The sequence below is a fragment of the Planosporangium thailandense genome (assembly GCF_011947195.1).
GTDB classification, from domain to species: Bacteria; Actinomycetota; Actinomycetes; order Mycobacteriales; family Micromonosporaceae; genus Planosporangium; species Planosporangium thailandense.
This window is the reverse complement of the sequence record NZ_JAATVY010000020.1, coordinates 22207-40314: the sequence shown is the minus strand read 5'-3', so window position 1 is coordinate 40314 and position 18108 is coordinate 22207. Positions and strand designations below refer to the sequence as shown.

At 71.6% G+C, this 18108-nt stretch carries 14 protein-coding genes; 7 read left to right on the top strand and 7 right to left on the bottom strand.

Annotated elements, in window-relative coordinates; all coding sequences use genetic code 11:
• Positions 1–27 precede the first annotated feature (27 nt).
• The gene (locus HC031_RS23320; protein WP_167927536.1) at positions 28–1086 is read right to left on the bottom strand and encodes an alpha/beta hydrolase; all 1059 of its coding nucleotides are present in this window, start codon (positions 1084–1086) and stop codon (positions 28–30) included.
• 190 nt (positions 1087–1276) lie between these two features.
• On the opposite strand from HC031_RS23320, the gene HC031_RS23315 reads away from it, so the two are divergent.
• From HC031_RS23315 to HC031_RS23290, 6 genes are all read left to right on the top strand, one after another.
• Positions 1277–1837 carry a helix-turn-helix transcriptional regulator gene (locus HC031_RS23315; protein ID WP_167927535.1) on the top strand — a complete coding sequence of 187 codons (561 nt, stop codon included), beginning with the start codon at positions 1277–1279 and terminating at the stop codon, positions 1835–1837.
• Positions 1834–2526, top strand: a complete 693-nt coding sequence (locus HC031_RS23310; RefSeq protein WP_167927534.1) for an ABC transporter ATP-binding protein — start codon at positions 1834–1836, stop codon at positions 2524–2526. The genes HC031_RS23315 and HC031_RS23310 overlap by 4 nt, the downstream gene beginning before the upstream one ends.
• On the top strand, positions 2523–4070 hold the full coding sequence (locus HC031_RS23305) for an FtsX-like permease family protein (protein WP_167927533.1): 1548 nt from the start codon (positions 2523–2525) through the stop codon (positions 4068–4070). The genes HC031_RS23310 and HC031_RS23305 overlap by 4 nt, the downstream gene beginning before the upstream one ends.
• A 259-nt stretch (positions 4071–4329) precedes the next feature.
• Positions 4330–6780 carry a GcvT family protein gene (locus tag HC031_RS23300; RefSeq protein ID WP_167927532.1) on the top strand — a complete coding sequence of 817 codons (2451 nt, stop codon included), beginning with the start codon at positions 4330–4332 and terminating at the stop codon, positions 6778–6780.
• A gap of 93 nt (positions 6781–6873) precedes the next feature.
• Positions 6874–8004 (top strand): SRPBCC family protein, encoded by a 1131-nt coding sequence (locus tag HC031_RS23295; RefSeq protein ID WP_167927531.1) that lies wholly within the window; start codon positions 6874–6876, stop codon positions 8002–8004.
• The gene (locus tag HC031_RS23290; RefSeq protein ID WP_167927530.1) at positions 8004–9386 is read left to right on the top strand and encodes an L-serine ammonia-lyase; all 1383 of its coding nucleotides are present in this window, start codon (positions 8004–8006) and stop codon (positions 9384–9386) included. The genes HC031_RS23295 and HC031_RS23290 overlap by 1 nt, the downstream gene beginning before the upstream one ends.
• Positions 9387–9454: 68 nt before the next feature.
• Here the strand turns inward: HC031_RS23290 and HC031_RS23285 are convergent, their stop codons facing one another.
• Together HC031_RS23285 and HC031_RS23280 are read right to left on the bottom strand one after the other, a co-directional pair.
• Positions 9455–9931: a VOC family protein gene (locus HC031_RS23285; protein ID WP_167927529.1), complete on the bottom strand. Its 477-nt coding sequence runs from the start codon at positions 9929–9931 to the stop codon at positions 9455–9457.
• An 84-nt stretch (positions 9932–10015) separates the two neighbouring features.
• On the bottom strand, positions 10016–10366 hold the full coding sequence (locus tag HC031_RS23280) for an STAS domain-containing protein (protein ID WP_167927528.1): 351 nt from the start codon (positions 10364–10366) through the stop codon (positions 10016–10018).
• A 145-nt stretch (positions 10367–10511) separates the two neighbouring features.
• On the opposite strand from HC031_RS23280, the gene HC031_RS34520 reads away from it, so the two are divergent.
• The gene (locus HC031_RS34520) at positions 10512–11717 is read left to right on the top strand and encodes a SpoIIE family protein phosphatase (RefSeq protein WP_167927527.1); all 1206 of its coding nucleotides are present in this window, start codon (positions 10512–10514) and stop codon (positions 11715–11717) included.
• Between the two features lie 34 nt (positions 11718–11751).
• On the opposite strand, the gene HC031_RS23270 is transcribed toward HC031_RS34520, so the two are convergent.
• From HC031_RS23270 to gabT, 4 genes are all read right to left on the bottom strand, one after another.
• Positions 11752–13308, bottom strand: coding sequence for a GGDEF domain-containing protein (locus tag HC031_RS23270; RefSeq protein WP_167927526.1), 1557 nt, complete (start codon positions 13306–13308; stop codon positions 11752–11754).
• A gap of 175 nt (positions 13309–13483) precedes the next feature.
• Entirely contained in the window at positions 13484–15007 is a 1524-nt protein-coding gene (locus tag HC031_RS23265; protein ID WP_167927525.1) for a GGDEF domain-containing protein, read from the bottom strand.
• Positions 15008–15260: 253 nt separating this feature from the next.
• Positions 15261–16709, bottom strand: a complete 1449-nt coding sequence (locus HC031_RS23260) for an NAD-dependent succinate-semialdehyde dehydrogenase (RefSeq protein WP_167927524.1) — start codon at positions 16707–16709, stop codon at positions 15261–15263.
• Positions 16706–18043 carry a 4-aminobutyrate--2-oxoglutarate transaminase gene (gene gabT / locus HC031_RS23255; protein WP_167927523.1) on the bottom strand — a complete coding sequence of 446 codons (1338 nt, stop codon included), beginning with the start codon at positions 18041–18043 and terminating at the stop codon, positions 16706–16708. Before gabT ends, HC031_RS23260 begins: the two co-directional genes overlap by 4 nt.
• Positions 18044–18108 lie beyond the last annotated feature (65 nt).

Sequence of the window (18108 nt, the reverse complement as noted above, 5' to 3'; positions counted from 1 at the left end):
TGGTCGCGGTGCTACGAACGCTGACCGTCAGGCCGCCGACTCGACCAGCGCCATGAGCGCGGCGGCGAACTCGGCCGGCCGCTCGACGTGCGGGGAGTGGCCACAGCCCTGCTGCACGACCTCGGTGTACGAGCCGCCGGCGGCGGCGTACCGGTCGAGGACGGCCCGGGTCTGGGTGACCATCGGCTGCGGTGGGCAGGCGTCGTCACCGGGCCAACCGGGTACTGCGCCCAGCTTGCCGAGGTACGCCAGGTCGAACAGCGACGTGTCGGACACGATCACGTCGGCGTCCCCGCGTACCCAGGCAATCGGCGGTTTCGGGTCGAGCGCGACGAGCGCCTCCGCCAGCCGGAACCACCGCGGCGACATCGCGTTGAGCACGCCGCGCGTGCCGGGCCCGGTGCACGGCCAGTGCGGGCTCGGCGCGCCGTCTCCCGGGTAGTTGTCCTCGCCGACCAGGGTGGACAGCGCGCTGTCGAGCAGCGGCTCCTCGTCGTCGCCCAGGCTCGCCGGGTCAGCGACGTACGTGGCGCGCAGCACCGCCCGGGGGCTGGCCGGATCGTCGCCGGTACGGTCCTTGGCCGCCAGTCGCGCGACGAACTCCGGGTTGACCGAGCCGCCGCCGGTGCCGGCGAAGTCCGGTGTGGTCGGTGTGCCGTCAGCGTCGCGGGTGCCGCCGAAGCCGTAGGGCGACACGGGTGACTCCAGCAGGAGGGCGGCGAACCGCCCCGGACGGTCGACGGCAAGCTGCATCGCCACGCCGCCGCCCATGGAGTGGCCGACGAGCACCGGGCGGGCGTCGGGGGAGAAGGGGCCGGGCGCGTCGAGCAGCGCCGCCACGTCGTCGGCGAAGTCACGCAGGCCCCGGGTGGCGTCGACCGGCGCGCCCTCGCTGTCGCCGTACCCGCGCAGGTCCGGCGCGACGACGCGGACGGTGTCCGGCAGGTGGCGCAGCAGCGGCAGCCAGAACGCGGCCGACGAGCAGTTGCCGTGCACGAGGAGTACGGGCCGGCCGCCCGCCGGGCCACGCACGAGTACGTTCTGGCTGATCCCGTTGGCGGTGAGCCGGATCCGGTCGACGTCCATCGCCGGATGATGCCACCGCCGGACCGGCCGGGCAGTGGCGTCGCGCCACATGTCGAACACGGGGGAGGTGGCGGCGCCGCACTCGGGGCGGCCCAACGCCATGGCCGGCGGCCCAACACCGTGGCCGGCGCCGTCCGCGCCGACGCCACCTCCTTGACAGCCACTATTCATTCAATGAATAGTTGCGCTCGTGTCCGCCACCCCCGCCGCCGGATCGACCACGGCGCACGTCCTGCTCGGCCTGCTCGCCGCCGGCCCGCGCCACGGGTACGAGCTCAAACGGGCCCATGACGAGCGGCTGCCGCGCGCGAAGCCGCTCGCCTACGGCCAGGTGTACGCCACCCTGGGCAGGTTGCAGCGGGACGGTCTGGTCACCGCCGTCGGTCAGGACCAGGCCGGCGGTCCTGAGCGCACGTCGTACGCGCTCACCCCGGCCGGCCGTGCGCAGCTGGACAGCTGGCTCGAACGCATCGAGACGCCCGCTCCGTACGTCACCAGCACCTTGCTCGCCAAGGTCGCCGTCGCGTTGCTCGTCGCCGATGCGGACAAGGCCCGCACGTACCTCGTCGCCCAGCGCCGGGCGCACGTCGAACGGCTGCGCGAGCTGACCGCGGTCAAGACGGCGCCCGGCGCCGATCTCGGCGCCGTGATCGCGGCCGACTTCGCCATCGTCCACTTGGACGCCGACCTGCGGTGGCTGCAGACCACCCTGGAGCGCGTCGCCAACACCCACGGGGAAGTACGCTCATGATCTTGCAAGCCCGGGGACTCGTCCGGTCGTACGGTGCGACACCGGCCCTGCGCGGCGTCACCCTCGGCCTCGCCGAGGGCGAGATCCTCGCCGTCACCGGTCCGAGCGGCTGCGGCAAGTCCACCCTCATCCACTGTCTCGCCGGCATCCTGCGGCCGGACGCCGGCGAGGTGCTCTATCTCGGACAGCGCGTCGACACGCTGTCCGAAGCGGCCCGTTCGAAGCTGCGTCGCGGTGCGTTCGGGGTGCTGTTCCAGTTCGGTCAGCTCGTCGCCGAGCTGACCGCGGCGGAGAACGTCGCGTTGCCGCTCATGCTCGCCGGCACGGGGCGGCGAGAGGCGCGGACCGCGGCGCTGTCGTGGCTGGAGCGGCTCGGCGTGGCGGAACTGGCCGACCAGCGCCCGGGGGAGGTCTCCGGCGGTCAGCAACAGCGGGTGGCTCTCGCCCGGGCGCTGGTCACCGAGCCGCGGGTACTGTTCGCCGACGAGCCGACCGGCGCGCTCGACACGCTCGCGGGCGAGCAGGTGCTGGGGCATCTGGTCCGGCTCGCCCGCGAGCAGGGCACCACGGTCGTGCTGGTCACCCACGAGCCGCGAATCGCCGGATACGCCGACCGCGAGCTCACGCTGCGCGACGGCGTCATCGACGCCACCGGTATGGGGCTGACGGACAAGGCGGTCGGCGCATGAGGCCGTCGGCGGCCGTGCGGCTCGCGCTCGCCGGCACGCGTACCGACGCCCTCCGGGTCGTGCTGACCACCGCGAGCGGAGCGCTCGCCACGGTCGTGCTTCTCCTCGCGGTCACGGTGCTCGCCATTCCGACCCCGGGGAAGCCGGGGGACACCAGCTCCGACAGCTGGTCGCGGCAGTACCGGCTCGAACTGCTCGTCGAGCCGGGGCTGCGGCCGGGCGTCGTCATCGCGCTGGTGCTCCTGGCCGTTCCGGTGCTGGTCCTCGCCGGACAGTGCGGACGGCTCGGCGCGCCGGCCCGCGACCGGCGGCTCGCCGCGATCCGGATGGCCGGCGCCACGCCTCGCCAGACCGCCATGCTCGCGGCGACGGAAACCGGAGTCGCTACCGCGCTCGGCGCGCTGCTCGGGCTCGCCGGCTATCTCGCGGGACGGGTGCTGCTGCACCGGCCCGATGCCGAGGGCAGGCTGCTGCTGCCCACCGACGTGCCGCCGCCATGGCCGGGCATCGGCGTCGTGTGCGTCGGGCTGCCGCTGCTCGCGATGGCGGTCACCGTCGTGCTCCTGCGGCGGGTGTCGTTCACCCCGTTCGGCGTCGTACGCCGCACCCGCACCCGGGCACCCAGACCGTGGCCGGTGGTGCTCGTCGTCGCCGGATTCGGGCTCATCTCGCTGCTGCAACCGCTCGCGCGGTGGGCTGACCGGCGGCACTGGACGCTGCCTGTACCGCTCTTTCCGATCCTGCTTTTCGTCGCGGTCCTGCTGGCGGCCGTCGGGGTCGTCGTCGGCACCGGTTCGGTGTCGCACGCCGCCGGACGGATCCTGCACCGGTTCGCGCGACGGCCGGCCGCGCTGCTCGCCGCCCGCAGGCTCATGGCGGATCCGTGGTCCGGCAGCCGCACCTTCGCCGTTCTCCTGGTCTGTGTGCTGTTCGGCGCCGGTGCGGCCGCCGTGCGCGCCTGGTTCGCCAGCGACTTCGCCACCAGCGAGGAGGCTTCCCGGTGGATGGCGCGGGCGCAGGGCCAGCCGTACGTGCCGCGCGACACCAGCTTCTACTTCGACTCGATGGACCTGGTCAACGGCGTGGTCGGAGTGGCGACGGCGCTGGCCGCGGCCGGCATGCTGGTCGCGATCGTGGAGGGCATCGTGTCGCGGCGGCGCGCGTACGCGTCGCTGGTCGCGACCGGCGTGCCACGCGGCACGCTCGCCCGGGCCATCCTCTGGCAGACGTTCGCACCGGTGGTGCCGGCCGTCCTGGTGGCGCTTGTCGCGGGGGCGGCCCTGCCCCGCGGCATCGCCGGTGAGTCACGCGCCGGCGGCGGCAGCACACAGTACTGTGTCGGCGACTGGGACCTGTGCCAGGATCCCAACTCACCCAACCTGCGCACGCTCGAGGTGCCCACGTTCGCGCACACCATCCCGGTACCGTTCGCAGATCTCGCCGTGGTCGGCGTGGGCGCGTTGGCCGCGGTGCTGCTGGTTGTGGGGGCAGGACTGCTCGTGCTGCGTAGCGCGACCTCGGTGGACGAGTTGCGCTCCGCCTGAGGGCGTCGGCAGCGCAGGTCCCGGTCGGGGCTGGGGAGGCGACCGTGCCAGCTGAGGACCCGGCCGTGCCAGCTGAGGACCCGGCCGTGCCAGCTGAGGACCCGGCCCGACACCTCGAATGAGCGACACGTGTGGCTATTGACTCACTGGCTACGTTGGCGCATGCTGTTGCGTATTCCACTCGTTGTTGCGTGTTGTGGAACAGTCGAGTGCGGAAGGCCAGGTCGGGCTGAGACCAGACGCTTGGAAAGGAACCCCGATGACCAAGCCCCCCCGTGTAGTGATCATCGGTGCCGGTGTCGTCGGAGCGGCGCTCGCGGACGAGCTGACCGAGCGCGGCTGGACCGACGTGACCGTGGTCGACCAGGGGCCGCTGTTCCAGACCGGTGGATCGAGCTCGCACGCCCCGGGCCTGGTGTTCCAGACCAACTCGTCGAAGACGATGGCCGCGTTCGCGACCTACACGGTGCAGAAGCTCAGCAGCCTGACCCTCGACGGCACGTGGTGCTTCCAGCAGATCGGCGGCCTCGAGGTCGCCACCACCGAAGCCCGGTGGGCCGACCTCAAGCGCAAGAGCGGCCTGGCCGCCTCCTGGGGCATCGAGGGCACCCTGCTCAGCCCGGAGGAGTGCGCCACGCTGCACCCACTGGTGGACGCGAGCAGGATCCTCGGTGGGTGGTACGTCCCCAGCGACGGCCTGGCCAAGGCCCCGCGCGCCGTCGAGGCGCAGGCGCGGCGGGCTCGAGCGCGGGGCGCCACTTTCCAGGGTGACACCACGGTCACCGGCATCGGCCAGGAGGACGGCCGGGTCACCGGCGTCGAGACCGACAAGGGCTTCATCCCGGCCGACATCGTGGTCTGCTGCGCCGGCTTCTGGGGCCCGAAGATCGGCCGGATGGTCGGCCTGACGATCCCGCTGGTGCCGATGGCCCACCAGTACGCCAAGACCGGCCAGGTCGCCTCGCTCGTCGGCGTCAACGACCCGGTGCTGGAGGCCAGCAAGCCGATCCTGCGCCACCAGGACCAGGACTTGTACTACCGCGAGCACGGCGACCGCATCGGCATCGGCTACTACGGCCACCGGACCATGCCGGTCGACGTCGACGACATCCTCTCGCCGGCCGACGCGCCGGAGATGCCAAGCATGCTGCCGTTCACCGAAGACGACTTCACCGAGGCCTGGGAGCAGACGGTCGCGCTGCTGCCGGAGCTGTCCGAGACCAAGGTGGAGGAGGGCTTCAACGGCATCTTCTCCTTCACCCCCGACGGCAACCCGATCATGGGCGAGCACCGGGAGCTGTCCGGTTTCTGGGTGGCCGAGGCGGTCTGGGTGACCCAGTCGGCCGGTGTCGCCCGCGCCATGGCGGAGTGGCTGGTCGAGGGCCAGCCGCGCATCGACGTCCACGAGTGCGACCTGCGCCGCTTCGAGGAGGTCCAGCTCGCGCCCGACTACATCTTCGAGCGCAGCAACCAGAACTTCATCGAGGTGTACGACATCATCCACCCGCTCCAACCGCTTGCGCGCCCGCGCCCGCTGCGCGTCAGCCCGTTCTACCCCCGCCAGCAGGAGCTGGGCGCCTTCTTCCTGGAGGGCGCCGGCTGGGAGCGGCCGTACTGGTTCGAGGCCAACGCGGGCCTGCTCGACGGCGTCGAGGTTCCGGAACGCGACGAGTGGTCGGCCCGGTACTGGTCGCCGATCGCGGCCGCCGAGGCGAAGGCCACCCGCGAGCGCGTGGCGATGTACGACATGACCCCGCTCAAGCGCTACGAGGTCGCCGGCCCCGGCGCCCTGACGTTCCTCCAGCGGCTGAACACCAACAACCTCGACAAGTCGGTCGGCTCGGTCACGTACTCACTCATGCTCGGCCACGACGGCGGCGTCCGCAGCGACGTCACGGTGGCCCGCCTCGCCCCTGACGTGTTCCAGGTCGGTGCGAACGGTCCCATCGACGAGGACTGGATGCGCCAGCACCTGCCCGCCGACGGCTCGGTGTACATCCGCGACATCACCGCCGGCACCTGCTGCATCGGCCTGTGGGGCCCGCGCGCCCGCGACCTGCTGCAGCCGCTGACCCGCGAGGACTTCTCCAACGCCGGTCTGAAGTACTTCCGGGCCAAGAAGGCCTACATCGGCGAGGTGCCGGTGACGGCCATGCGGCTGTCGTACGTCGGTGAGCTCGGCTGGGAGCTCTACACGACCGCCGATGCCGGGCTGAAGCTGTGGGACACGCTGTGGGCCGCCGGCCAGGCGTACGGCGTGGTCGCCGCCGGGCGCAGCGCCTTCAACAGCCTCCGGCTGGAGAAGGGCTACCGGTCCTGGGGCACCGACGTCACCACCGAGCACGACCCGTACGAAGCGGGCCTGGGGTTCGCCGTCCGCATGGACTCCGGCGACTTCATCGGGCGGGCGGCCATCGAGGGGCGGTCGGCGGAGAGCGTCTCGAAGCGGCTCACCTGCCTGACCCTCGACGACCCGGCCGCGATCGTGATGGGCAAGGAGCCGGTGTACGTGGGCGGCGCCGCCTCCGGCTACGTCACCAGCGCCTCCTACGGCTACAGCATCGGCCGCGCGATCGCGTACGCGTGGCTGCCCGCCGCGGTGTCGGTCCCCGGCACGGCCGTCGAGATCGAGTACTTCGGCGCCCGGCTGCCGGCCACGGTGGCCGCCGAGCCGCTGTTCGACCCGCAGATGGCGCGCCTGCGCGGCTGACCGCGCAGGCACACCAAGTCGTACTCCATCAGCCTCTTCGACCCGCGGCGTGACCTTCCGCACGTCGCCCGACGCTCTTCCTGAGGTGTCACCGTGACCGCTATCAGCCTGCCTGCCAGCCTCCTCCCGACGCTGCCCGGCCACTACTACACCGACCCGGCCATCTTCAGCCTGGAACAGTCGCGCATCTTCGAGAGCATGTGGTTCTGCGCGGTGCGCGCCAGCGACCTGGCCAACCCGGGCAGCTTTAAGTCGGTGGACATCGGCAAGGAGAGCGTCATCATCGTGCGCGGCCGGCAGGGCGAATTGCGCGCGTTCCTCAACATCTGCCGCCACCGCGGCGCCAAGCTGTGCACGGAGGACAGCGGCGAGGTCAAGCGCGCCTTCCAGTGCCCGTACCACGCGTGGACGTACGGCCTGGACGGCAAGCTCGTTGCCGCCCCGAACCTCACCAAGATGCCCGACATCGACCGTACCGAGTACGGACTGGTCAACGTACACCTGCGGGAGTGGCTCGGGTACGTGTGGGTCTGCCTGGCCGACGAGCCGCCGTCGTTCGAGGACGACGTGATGGGCGCGGTGACCGAGCGGCTCGGCGAGCTCGAGGTGATCGACTCGTACGAGATCGGCGACCTGGCCGTCGGCAGACGGATCGTCTACGACGTGAAGGCCAACTGGAAGCTGCTCATCGAGAACTTCATGGAGTGCTACCACTGCGCCACGATCCACCCCGAACTGACCGAGGTTTTGCCGGAGTTCGCCGACGGCTACGCCGCGCAGTACTACGTGGGCCACGGCGCGGAGTTCGGTGAGGAGATCAAGGGCTTCACCGTCGACGGCAGCGAGGGCTTCGAGAAGCTGCCCGGCGTGGGCGACGACCAGGACCGGCGCTACTACGCCATCACGATCAAGCCGCAGGTGTTCGTCAACCTGGTGCCCGACCACATCATCTGGCACCGGATGTACCCGGTGGCGGTCGACCGGACCATCGTGGAGTGTGACTGGCTGTACTCCAAGGAGGTCGTGGCGTCGGGCAAGGACGTCTCGCGCTCGGTCGAGCTGTTCCACCGGGTCAACACCCAGGACTTCGACGTGTGCGAGCGCTGCCAGCCGGCGATGAGCTCGCGGGCGTACGCGGCCGGCGGTGTCCTCGTGCCGTCCGAGCACCACATCGGCGCGTTCCACGAGTGGGTCACCGAGAAGATCGGCAGCTTCGACAGCTGATGAGCCTCAGCGTCTTCGACCTGTTCTCCATCGGCATCGGTCCGTCGAGTTCCCACACCGTCGGACCGATGCGGGCGGCCGCCATGTTCGCGGAGTCGCTCGCCGACGGCGGACTCCTCGGCCCGACGGCGACGGTCGAGGCGGAGCTGTTCGGTTCGCTCGGCGCCACCGGCCACGGGCACGGCACGCCGAAGGCCGTGCTGCTCGGGCTGGAGGGCCACAAGCCGGAATCGATCGATCCGGACGCCGCTGAACAGCGGCTTGCCGAGATCCGGGCGGCCGGGCAGCTTCGGCTGCTCGGCCACCACCCGATCCGTTTCAGGGAGAACGACCACCTGACCCTGCACCGCCGCAAGTCCCTTCCGTACCACTCGAACGGGATGCGGTTGCGGGCCCTCGATGCGCACGGCGGGCTGCTGTCGGAGCGCACGTACTACTCCGTCGGCGGCGGATTCGTCGTCGACGAGTCGGCCGCGGGCGCCGACCGGATCAAGCCGGACACGACCGTGCTGCGGTACCCGTTCACGACCGGTGCGCAGCTGCTCCAGCACGCTGCCGAGACCGGCCTGCCCATCAGCGCCATCATGCTCGAAAACGAGAAGGCGTGGCGTACCGAGGCCGAGATCCGGGCCGGGTTGCTGGACATCTGGAAGGTCATGCGAGAGTGCGTCGACGCCGGCTGCGGCCGGGAGGGTGTCCTGCCCGGCGGGTTGAAGGTGCGCCGGCGGGCCGCGGCCCTGCGGCGGCAGCTCGAACAGGTCGCCGGCGACGGCGCAACCGATGGCGGCCTGCGCGCGATGGACTGGGTCGCGCTGTACGCCCTCGCCGTCAACGAGGAGAACGCGGCCGGCGGCCGGGTCGTCACCGCGCCGACCAACGGCGCGGCCGGCATCATCCCGGCGGTGCTGCACTACTACATGACATTCATCCCGGGCGCCGACGAGGACGGCGTCGTCCGGTTCCTGCTCACGGCCGGCGCGATCGGCGTGCTGTTCAAGGAGAACGCCTCCATCTCCGGCGCCGAGGTGGGCTGCCAGGGTGAGGTCGGCTCGGCCTGCTCGATGGCGGCGGCCGGGCTGGCCGAGGTGCTCGGCGGCACGCCGCCGCAGGTGGAGAACGCGGCCGAGATCGGCATGGAGCACAACCTCGGCCTCACCTGCGACCCGGTCGGCGGCTTGGTCCAGATCCCGTGCATCGAGCGCAACGCGGTGGCCGCGGTCAAGGCGATCACGGGAGCGCGGATCGCGCTGCGCGGCGACGGCCAGCACCACGTCTCGCTCGACAAGGTCATCAAGACCATGCGCGAGACCGGGATGGACATGAAGATCAAGTACAAGGAGACCGCGCGCGGTGGCCTGGCGGTCAACGTCATCGAGTGTTGATCTCCTTCTCCATGATCACGGAAACTTTTCCGCCCTCAAGCACGGAAAAGTTTCCGTGATCATGGAGATCAGTCCTCGTACGCCTTCCAGAGCGCGGCGATGTCGAGCTTCTTCATCGACAGCATCGCCTCGGTGGCCCGCTTCGCCTTCGCCGGGTCCGGCCCGCCGATCAGTTCGCTCAGCGCCGCCGGAATGACCTGCCAGGACACGCCGTACCTGTCCGTGAGCCAGCCACAGGGGCCTTCCTGCCCGCCCTCGCAGAGCCTGCTCCAGTAGTAGTCCACCTCGTCCTGGTCAGCGCAGTGGATCTGGAACGAGATGGACTCGTTGAACGTGAACTGCGGGCCGCCGTTCAGGGCGACGAACTTCTGGCCGTTGAGTTCGAACTCGACGGCCATGACGCTGCCGGCGGCACCCGGCGCGCCCTCGGCGAAGCGGCTCACCGCCCCGAGCCTGGAGCGCTTGAAGATGGAAACGTAGTGGTTCGCCGCCTCTTCGGCCTGGCCGTCGAACCACAGGCACGTGGTCAGCTCCGCGGTGGTCACCGGTACCTCCCTGTACGTGGACGTGTTCGCCGTAGTGACCGGTCCCGTGCCGGGAACTCATCGGCGACCGGGGGAGACGGACCGTCAGGAGGTGGTCGGGGCGAGCACCCGGTCCAGGTTGAGGATCGTCAGCACCCGCAGCACCTTGCCGCGGGCGTTGGCCACGCGGAAGGCGATTCCGCGGTCGTCGGCCATCCGTTTTCCGTTCAGCAGCGCCTGCACGCCGGCGGAGTCGATGAACTCCAGTGGCTCGAGATCGACGACCAGATCCGTCAAACCCGGTTCGGTCAGGATGGCGGCGATCGCGGCCCGCAGCCGCTCGAGGGTGCTGATGTCGACCTCACCGGTGGCGATCAGCCGGCCCCGGCCCTCACCGTCGACGACCCGGTCGAGCTCCAGACGGGCCGGCTCGAAATCGATCTCAGCGGCACTCATCCGGTCCTCCTTCGCCGACCCAGGAGTCTAGCCTGCCGCTGCCGCCGCCCGCCGGGACGCGCCCGTAAAGAAGGCCGACGGGACGCCCTCGTAGCCGAAGGGGGAGTCCGCGCCCCCGTTTCTCCGGCCGGCATACGGTGGGAGCGTGAAGCCTCCGCCGGAGCTGTGGCAGGACGCGATCTTCGAGCTGCTGCGACGCACACAGCGCGCGCAGCCCGGCGACCTCGCCGACGCGGCGAACGCCGCGGTCCGCCCGCTCGACGCCGAGATCACCATCTACCTGGTCGACCACGAACAGCGGACGCTGCGGGCCGTGCCCGGTCGCGGCCGGCCGACGCCCCAGTCGTTGCCCGTCGACGCCAGCCTGGCCGGTCGCGCGTTCATGACCGGTACCCTCGTGCCGGTCGCCGGCGAGCGGTGGCGGCTGTGGACGCAGCTTCAGGACGGCACCGAGCGGCTCGGCGTGCTGAACCTGAGGCTGCCGGAGTGGCTCGACCCGGGCGACCCCGAGGTGACCGCGGGTCTCCGGCAGTTCAACGAGCTGGTCGGCCACCTCGTAGCGGCCAAGAACCCGTACGGCGACGCCCTCCGGCGGGCCCGGCGCTCGCGGCGGCCGTCGACCGCCTCGGAGCTGCTGTGGCGGATGCTGCCGCCGCTGAGCTTCGCCACCGACCACGTCGTGATCTCGGCGATCCTGGAGCCGGCCTACGAGGTCGGCGGCGACGCGTTCGACTACGCGGTCGACGCCGACGTCGCCAGGGTGGCGGTCCTCGACGCCGTCGGACGTGGGCTGCACGCCGGGCTGACCGCCGCCGTCGCGCTGTCGGCGATGCGTACCGCCCGGATCGACGGCGACGGCCTGTACGCGGTGGCCCGCGCCGCCGACGAGGCGCTCACCGACAACTTCGGCGACCAGCGGTACGTCACCGCGGTCCTCGCCGAGATCGACCTCATCAGCGGCGCGGTGCGCTACGTCAACGCCGGGCACCCGCCGCCCGTGCTGCTGCGCGGTGGCAAGGCGGTCGGTGTCCTCGACCGGGGCCGGCGGATGCCGCTCGGGCTCGACGACCCCGCCGTCGAGCCCGCCGAGCTGGCCCTCGAGCCCGGCGACCGGCTGTTGTTTCACACCGACGGCTTCACCGAGGCGCGCGACGAGCACGGCGGGGAGTTCGGCGTGCACCGGCTCGTCGACTTCGCCGAACGGCACGCGGCGGCCGGCCTGCCCGTACCCGAAACCCTCCGCCGGCTGTCCCACGACGTGTTGGCCCACCAGTACGGCCCGCTGCGTGACGACGCGACGCTGTTGATGGTCAGCTGGTCGGAGGAGGACAGCCGGAGGGTGCTGGTCTGACCGGGGCGGCGCACGGGCGCGGCCGACGGCGAACCTAGGATGCCCGGCCGAGCGGGCGGCCGGCGAGCAGCCGGGGGTCGAAGGTGACGGTGCGGCGGCGGCCCTGGAGCTTGGCGGTGTACATGGCCACGTCGGCGTTGCGGAGGAGTTCGCCGAGGCCGATGTGGCCGGGGCGGCCGTAGGCGACACCGATGCTCGCGCCGACCCGTACCGGCGCACCGTCGACGTCGACGTCGAGGTCGACGTCGAGGTCGAGGTCGACGTCGAGGTCTGCGTCCAGCGCGGCCTGGATCCGCTGGGCGACTCCGAGCGCGCTCGGCGGGTGGCGGAGGTCCGGGAGCAGGACGGCGAACTCGTCACCGCCGAGCCGCCCCACCAGATCTCCGGGCCGGGCGGCGCCGGCCAGTCGCTCCGCGACGACGGACAGCACCCGGTCGCCGACGGCGTGGCCGAGACTGTCATTGATCGGTTTGAACCCGTCGAGGTCGATGTAGAGCACGGCGACCTGCCGTCCCGACGGGCCGGCGAGGGCGTGCTCGACCGACTCCATGAACTTGTCCCGGTTGGCCAGTCCGGTCAGCGGGTCGTGATAGGCCCGGTACCGCAGGTCCCGGACGGCGCGGGTGAGCCGCCGGGTCAGTCGCTGGTTGTCGGCCAGCACCACCAGTTGCCGGACCACGACCAGGATCACGAGCGCGATGCTGATGCCGTACAGGCCCGGCTCGACCTGTCCGTGCCGGGCAACGAACAACGCCATGGCGGTGACGAGGGCGAGGCCGAACGGCACGTACGGCAGGAACAGCGAGCCCGGCTCGGCGTCGGCGCTCGCCGACCAGCCGGTCAGCTCCTGTCGGCGCGGCGCGGCGACGGCCATCACCACGAGGCCGAGGAACCAGCCGAGGTCACTGATGCGCCCCGGCTGGTAGCTGCCGCGTACCGACAGATAGGCGTAGGTGACGTCGCTGAGGCACATCAGGATCAGCCCGGCCGCGGCGAGCCGTGCGGGTACGCGCATGGCGGGAACGGCGTCGCGGACCAGCAGGAGCGCGGTGCTCGCGATGACCACGTCGGCGAGCGGGTAGATGAGCAGGGCGAACGCGCCCGTGCCGCCGCCGTGGGCGCGGTACGTGGGGCCCAGCACGAACGCCCAGGCCATGTACAGCAGCGCACAGGTGATGAGCAGCGCGTCGAGCAGGGTGCGGATGCTGGCGATCCGGCGCGTGCCGTAGAGCAGCGCCATGGCCAGCGGGCCGAGCACCATCGGGATCAGGAACGCGAGGTCTGCCAGCGGCGGTACGTTCGCGCCGCGCGCGCCGTGGGCCGCGTAGCCGCCGATCCAGATGGCGTCGCCGGTCGCCCAGCCGGCCATGGCGATACCGATCAGTCGCAGCCCCAGCCTGGCACGTCCGGATGCCCAGCGCGACGCCCGCAGCCAGACGACGGTGGTGACGAGCGCGGCGGCGATCGTGAGCCCGCCGGTGAGCGCGGCCACCACCGTGGGCGAGCCGGGTCGGCCGGTCTGGATCCCGACGTACACCGTGACGGCGGTGGCGGCGAGCGCCCGGATCTCCCGGTTGCGACCTGAGGCCATGGCGCCCGCTCCTTCAGCTGTGCCGTCCCTGCGGAGGGCAACTTTGCACGTACTGCATCAAGGTCGGCACGATGATCATCTGGCTGATCGAAACCGGCCGTGACCCTCGTAATAGGGCGCGGTCACAGCGGGTGGGGGGCTCCCGTCGGCGGCCGGTTGATCATGATAAAGAGCTTCAGGAGGCCTGGTCGAGCCGGCGGCGCGTCAGCAGCCGGGGGTCGAAGGTGACGGTGCGGCGGCGGCCCTGCAGCTTGGCGGTGTACATGGCCACGTCGGCGTTGCGGAGCAGCTCGCCGAGGCCGATGCGGCCGGGGCGGCCGTAGGCGACGCCGATGCTGGCGCCCACCCGTACCGGCCCGTCCGTGATGTCGAGATCGGTGTCGAGTGCGGACTGGATCCGCTGCGCGACACTGTGCGCGTCCGGCATGTAGTGGAGGTCGGGGAGCAGGACGGCGAACTCGTCGCCGCCGAGCCGCGCCACCAGGTCACCGGTCCGGGTGGCGCGGGTGAGCCGCTCGGCGACGGCGGCCAGGGCCCGGTCGCCGGCGGCGTGGCCGAAGGTGTCGTTGATTGGTTTGAACCCGTCGAGGTCGATGTAGAGCACGGCGATCTGGGGGCCGGTGGGGGCCGCGAGTCGGCGCTCGACGGACTCCATGAACTTGTCCCGGTTGGCCATTCCGGTCAGCGGGTCGTGGTAGGCGCGGTACCGCAGGTCCTCGGCGGCGGTCTTCAGCCGGCGGGTCAGGGCCCGGTTGTCGTGCTGTGTGATCAGTTGCCGCAACAAGATCAGTACGACCAGCACCACGCTGATGAGGTACTGGGTCGGATCCACGTGTCCGTGCTTGGCGACGAACAGCACACCGGCGGTGACGAGCGCGAGCAGGAACGGCGCGTACGGCAGGAACAGCCAGGCGGACTGGCCGTCCGGGCCTTCGGCCAGGCCGGCGATCTCGGGGCGGCGCGGCGTCGCGAGGGCGATCGCGACGAACGCCACGAGCCAGCCGATGTCGGTCAGCGCGCCCTGCGACGCAGTGGCCCGCACCGAGAAGTAGGACGAGGCGAAGTCGCTGGCGCATTTGAGGATCAGTCCGGTCGCGACGAGGGCCGCCGGTGTGCGCAGGATCGGAGCGGCGTCGCGGACCAGGATGAGCACGATGGCGATGAAGGCGATGTCCGCCAGGGAGTACCCCAGCGACGTCAGCGCGCCGACACCGCCGCCCCGCGCCCGGTACACCGTGTGCAGCGCGACGGACCAGGCCACATACAGCGTGCTGGCGGCGATGAGCAGCGCGTCGAGCACGGTACGGAGGCTGGTGAAGTTCCGGGCGCCGAACAGGAGCAGTACGGCCACCGGCACCAGCAGCGTGGTGGCGAGGAAGAGGAGAGTCGCCGACAGCGGGGCGCCGGGCCGGGGCCCGTGGAGCAGGTAGTCGCCGATTCGGATCACCTCGCCGGCCGCCCATCCGAGCATGGCGCCGCTGGCCAGCCGCAGCGCCAACCTGGCGCGGCCGGACGCCCATCGTGCGGCGCGTAGCCACAGGACTCCGCTGACCAGGGCGGGCGCGACGGCGAGTCCGCGGGTGAGGACGGTCATCAGGGCCGGTGAGCCGGGTCGGGTCAGCTGGATCGCCAGGTATGCCGCGACGGCGACGGCGGCGGCGACCAGCGCGGATACCGTACGTCCCCAACCATGCGTCATCGCGCCCGACCCGTCAGTGCTCCCCGGCCCCTCAGTACTCACTGACGCCGGATCGGCACCATGATCATGATGCTGACCGAAACCGGCCGTGACCCTCGTAATAGGACGCGGTCACAGTGGGTGGATGCCCGTGTCGTCGGCGCGGTCGATCATGATAATGACGCTCACGAGGCCGGGTGAAGCGCAGCGGGCCGGGCCGACGCGGATGCGTCGACCCGGCCCGCACGGCGCGGAGCTCAGCCGGTCGAGACGGTCACCACTGGGTGGCGACGTACGTCGTCTCGAGGTACTCCTCGATCCCTTCGTGGCTGCCCTCCCGGCCGAGGCCGGACTCCTTGACACCGCCGAACGGGGCGGCCGGGTCGGAGACCAGGCCGCGGTTGAGGCCGACCATCCCGACCTCGAGCCGCTCGCTGATCCGCAGGCCCCGCGCGAGGTCACGGGTGTAGACGTAGCCGGACAGCCCCATGTCGGTGCTGTTGGCCAGCCGTACCGCCTCGTCCTCGTCGGCGACGGGGACGATCGCCGCGACCGGGCCGAAGATCTCCTCCCGGCCGGCCGGAGCGTCCGCCGGCACGTCGGTGAGGACCGTGGCGGGGTAGAAGAACCCCGGGCCCTCGTGCCGCGCTCCACCGAGGAGCACCTTCGCGCCGGCCGCGACGGACGCGTCGACCTTCTGCGCGATGCCGTCGACCTGCTTGGCGTTGATGATCGGGCCGAGCTGGGTCTTCTCGTCGGTACCGGGCCCCATCCGCAACGCGCCCATCGCCTGCGCCAGCCGGTCGGCGAAGTCCGCGGCCACGCTGTGGTGGACGAAGAACCGGTTGGCGGCGGTGCAGGCCTGACCACCGTTGCGCATCTTGGCCAGCATCGCCCCCTCGACGGCCGCGTCGAGGTCGGCGTCGTCGAGCACGATGAACGGCGCGTTGCCGCCCAGCTCCATCGAGGCGTTGACGATCCGGTCGGCGGCCTGCTTGAGCAGGATCCGCCCCACCCCGGTGGAGCCGGTGAACGACAGCTTCCGTACGCGGGAGTCGGCGAGCGCCCACTCCACCACCTCACCGGGCCGGTCGGTGGTCAGCACGTTGACCACGCCGTCCGGTACGCCGGCCTCGGCCAGCAGCTGACCCAGCAGCAACGCGGTCAGCGGCGTGTCCTCGGCGGGCTTGAGCAGCACGGTGCAGCCCGCGGCCAGCGCCGGGGCGATCTTGCGGGTGGCCATCGCCGCGGGGAAGTTCCACGGCGTCAGCAGCAGCGCGACGCCGACGGGCCGCTTGAAGGTGAGGATCCGGTTCGCGCCCGACGGCGCCATCCGCAGCTCGCCGCCGACGCGGACCGCCTCCTCGGAGAACCAGCGGAAGAACTCCGCCGCGTACGTGACCTCGCCCCGGGCATCCGACAGCGCTTTGCCCATCTCCAGCGACATCAGGTACGCGAGGTCCTCGCGCCGCGCGGTCATCAGCTCGAACATCCGGCGCAGCGCCTCGGCGCGCTCGCGGGGCGCGGTGGCGGCCCACCCGGGCAGCGCCGCGGCCGCGGCGTCCACGGCGCGGGCCACGTCACCCCGGCCGGCCCGCGGCACGCGGGCGATCTCTTCCCCGGTCGACGGGTTGAGCACGGCGAAGTCGCCCTGCTCACCAGCGGTCCAGGCGCCGCCCACGAGCTGCTGCGTGGGCGTACCGGCGGGCAGCGGGGCGCTCATGCGTTCGCCGCCAGGGCGCCCTCGATGATGTCGAGCCCCTCGGTGAGCAGGTCCTCGCCGATGACCAGCGGCGGGAGGAACCGCAGCACGTTGCCGAAGGTACCGGCGGTGAGCGTGACCAGGCCCTCGGCGTGGCACGCCGCCGAGATCTTGCCGGTCAGCGCGGCGTTGGGCTCCTTCGAGCCGCCGCCGGCCACCAGTTCGACGGCGATCATCGCGCCGCGGCCGCGGACGTCGCCGATGACGTCGTACTTGTCGGCGAGCTCCCGCAGCCGGGGCAGCATGATGGACTCGATCCGCCGGGCGGCGCCCGCGAGGTCGTCCGCGCGCATCGTCTCGATGGCGGCGAGCGCCGCGGCGCAGGCGACCGGGTTGCCGCCGTACGTGCCGCCCAGGCCGCCGCCGTGCACGGCGTCCATCAGCTCGGCGCGGCCGGTGACCGCCGCGAGCGGCAGGCCGCCGGCGATGCCCTTGGCCGTGGTGATGAGGTCGGGCACGATGCCCTCGTGCTCGCAGGCGAACCAGTCGCCGGTACGGCAGAAGCCGGTCTGGATCTCATCGGCGATGAACACGATGCCGTGCTCGCGGCACCAGTCGGCCACCGACTTCAGGAAGCCCGGCGCGGGTACGACGAAGCCGCCCTCGCCCTGGATCGGCTCCACGACGACGGCCGCCACGTTGGACTCGCCGACCTGGGCGTGCACCTGCTCGACGAAGGCCGCGAAGGCCTCCTCGGCACAGTTCTCGACGCCGGTGGGCCAGCGGTACGGGTACGCCATCGGCGCCCGGTAGATCTCGCCGGCGAAGGGGCCGAAACCGTGCTTGTACGGCATGGACTTCGCCGTCAGCGCCATCGTGAGGTTGGTGCGGCCGTGGTAGGCGTGGTCGAAGGCGACCACCGCGCTCCGGCCGGTGGCGTGCCGCGCGATCTTGATCGCGTTCTCGACCGCCTCCGCGCCCGAGTTGAACAGCGCCGAGCGCTTCTCGTGCGTACCGGGGGTCAGCTCGTTGAGGGCCTCGCAGACCGCCAGGTACTCCTCGTACGGGGTGACCATGAAGCAGGTGTGGGTGAAGTCCCCGACCTGCTCGCGTACCGCGTCGACCACGCGGGGCGCGGCGTTGCCGACCGACGTCACGGCGATGCCGGAGCCGAAGTCGATGAGCTGGTTGCCGTCGACGTCGACGAGGATGCCCCCGCCGGCGCGTTCGATGTAGACCGGCAGGGTGGTGCCGACGCCTGCCGAGACCGCCGCGTTCTTGCGGGCGTGCAGCTCGCGCGAGCGCGGACCGGGGACCTCCGTACGTAGCAGGCGCTGTTGCGGAATCGTACTCACTTCAGTGTCTCCATCGGATCGTTGTACCGCCGGGGGTGGGGGACGGGTTCGTCGTATGTTCGCAG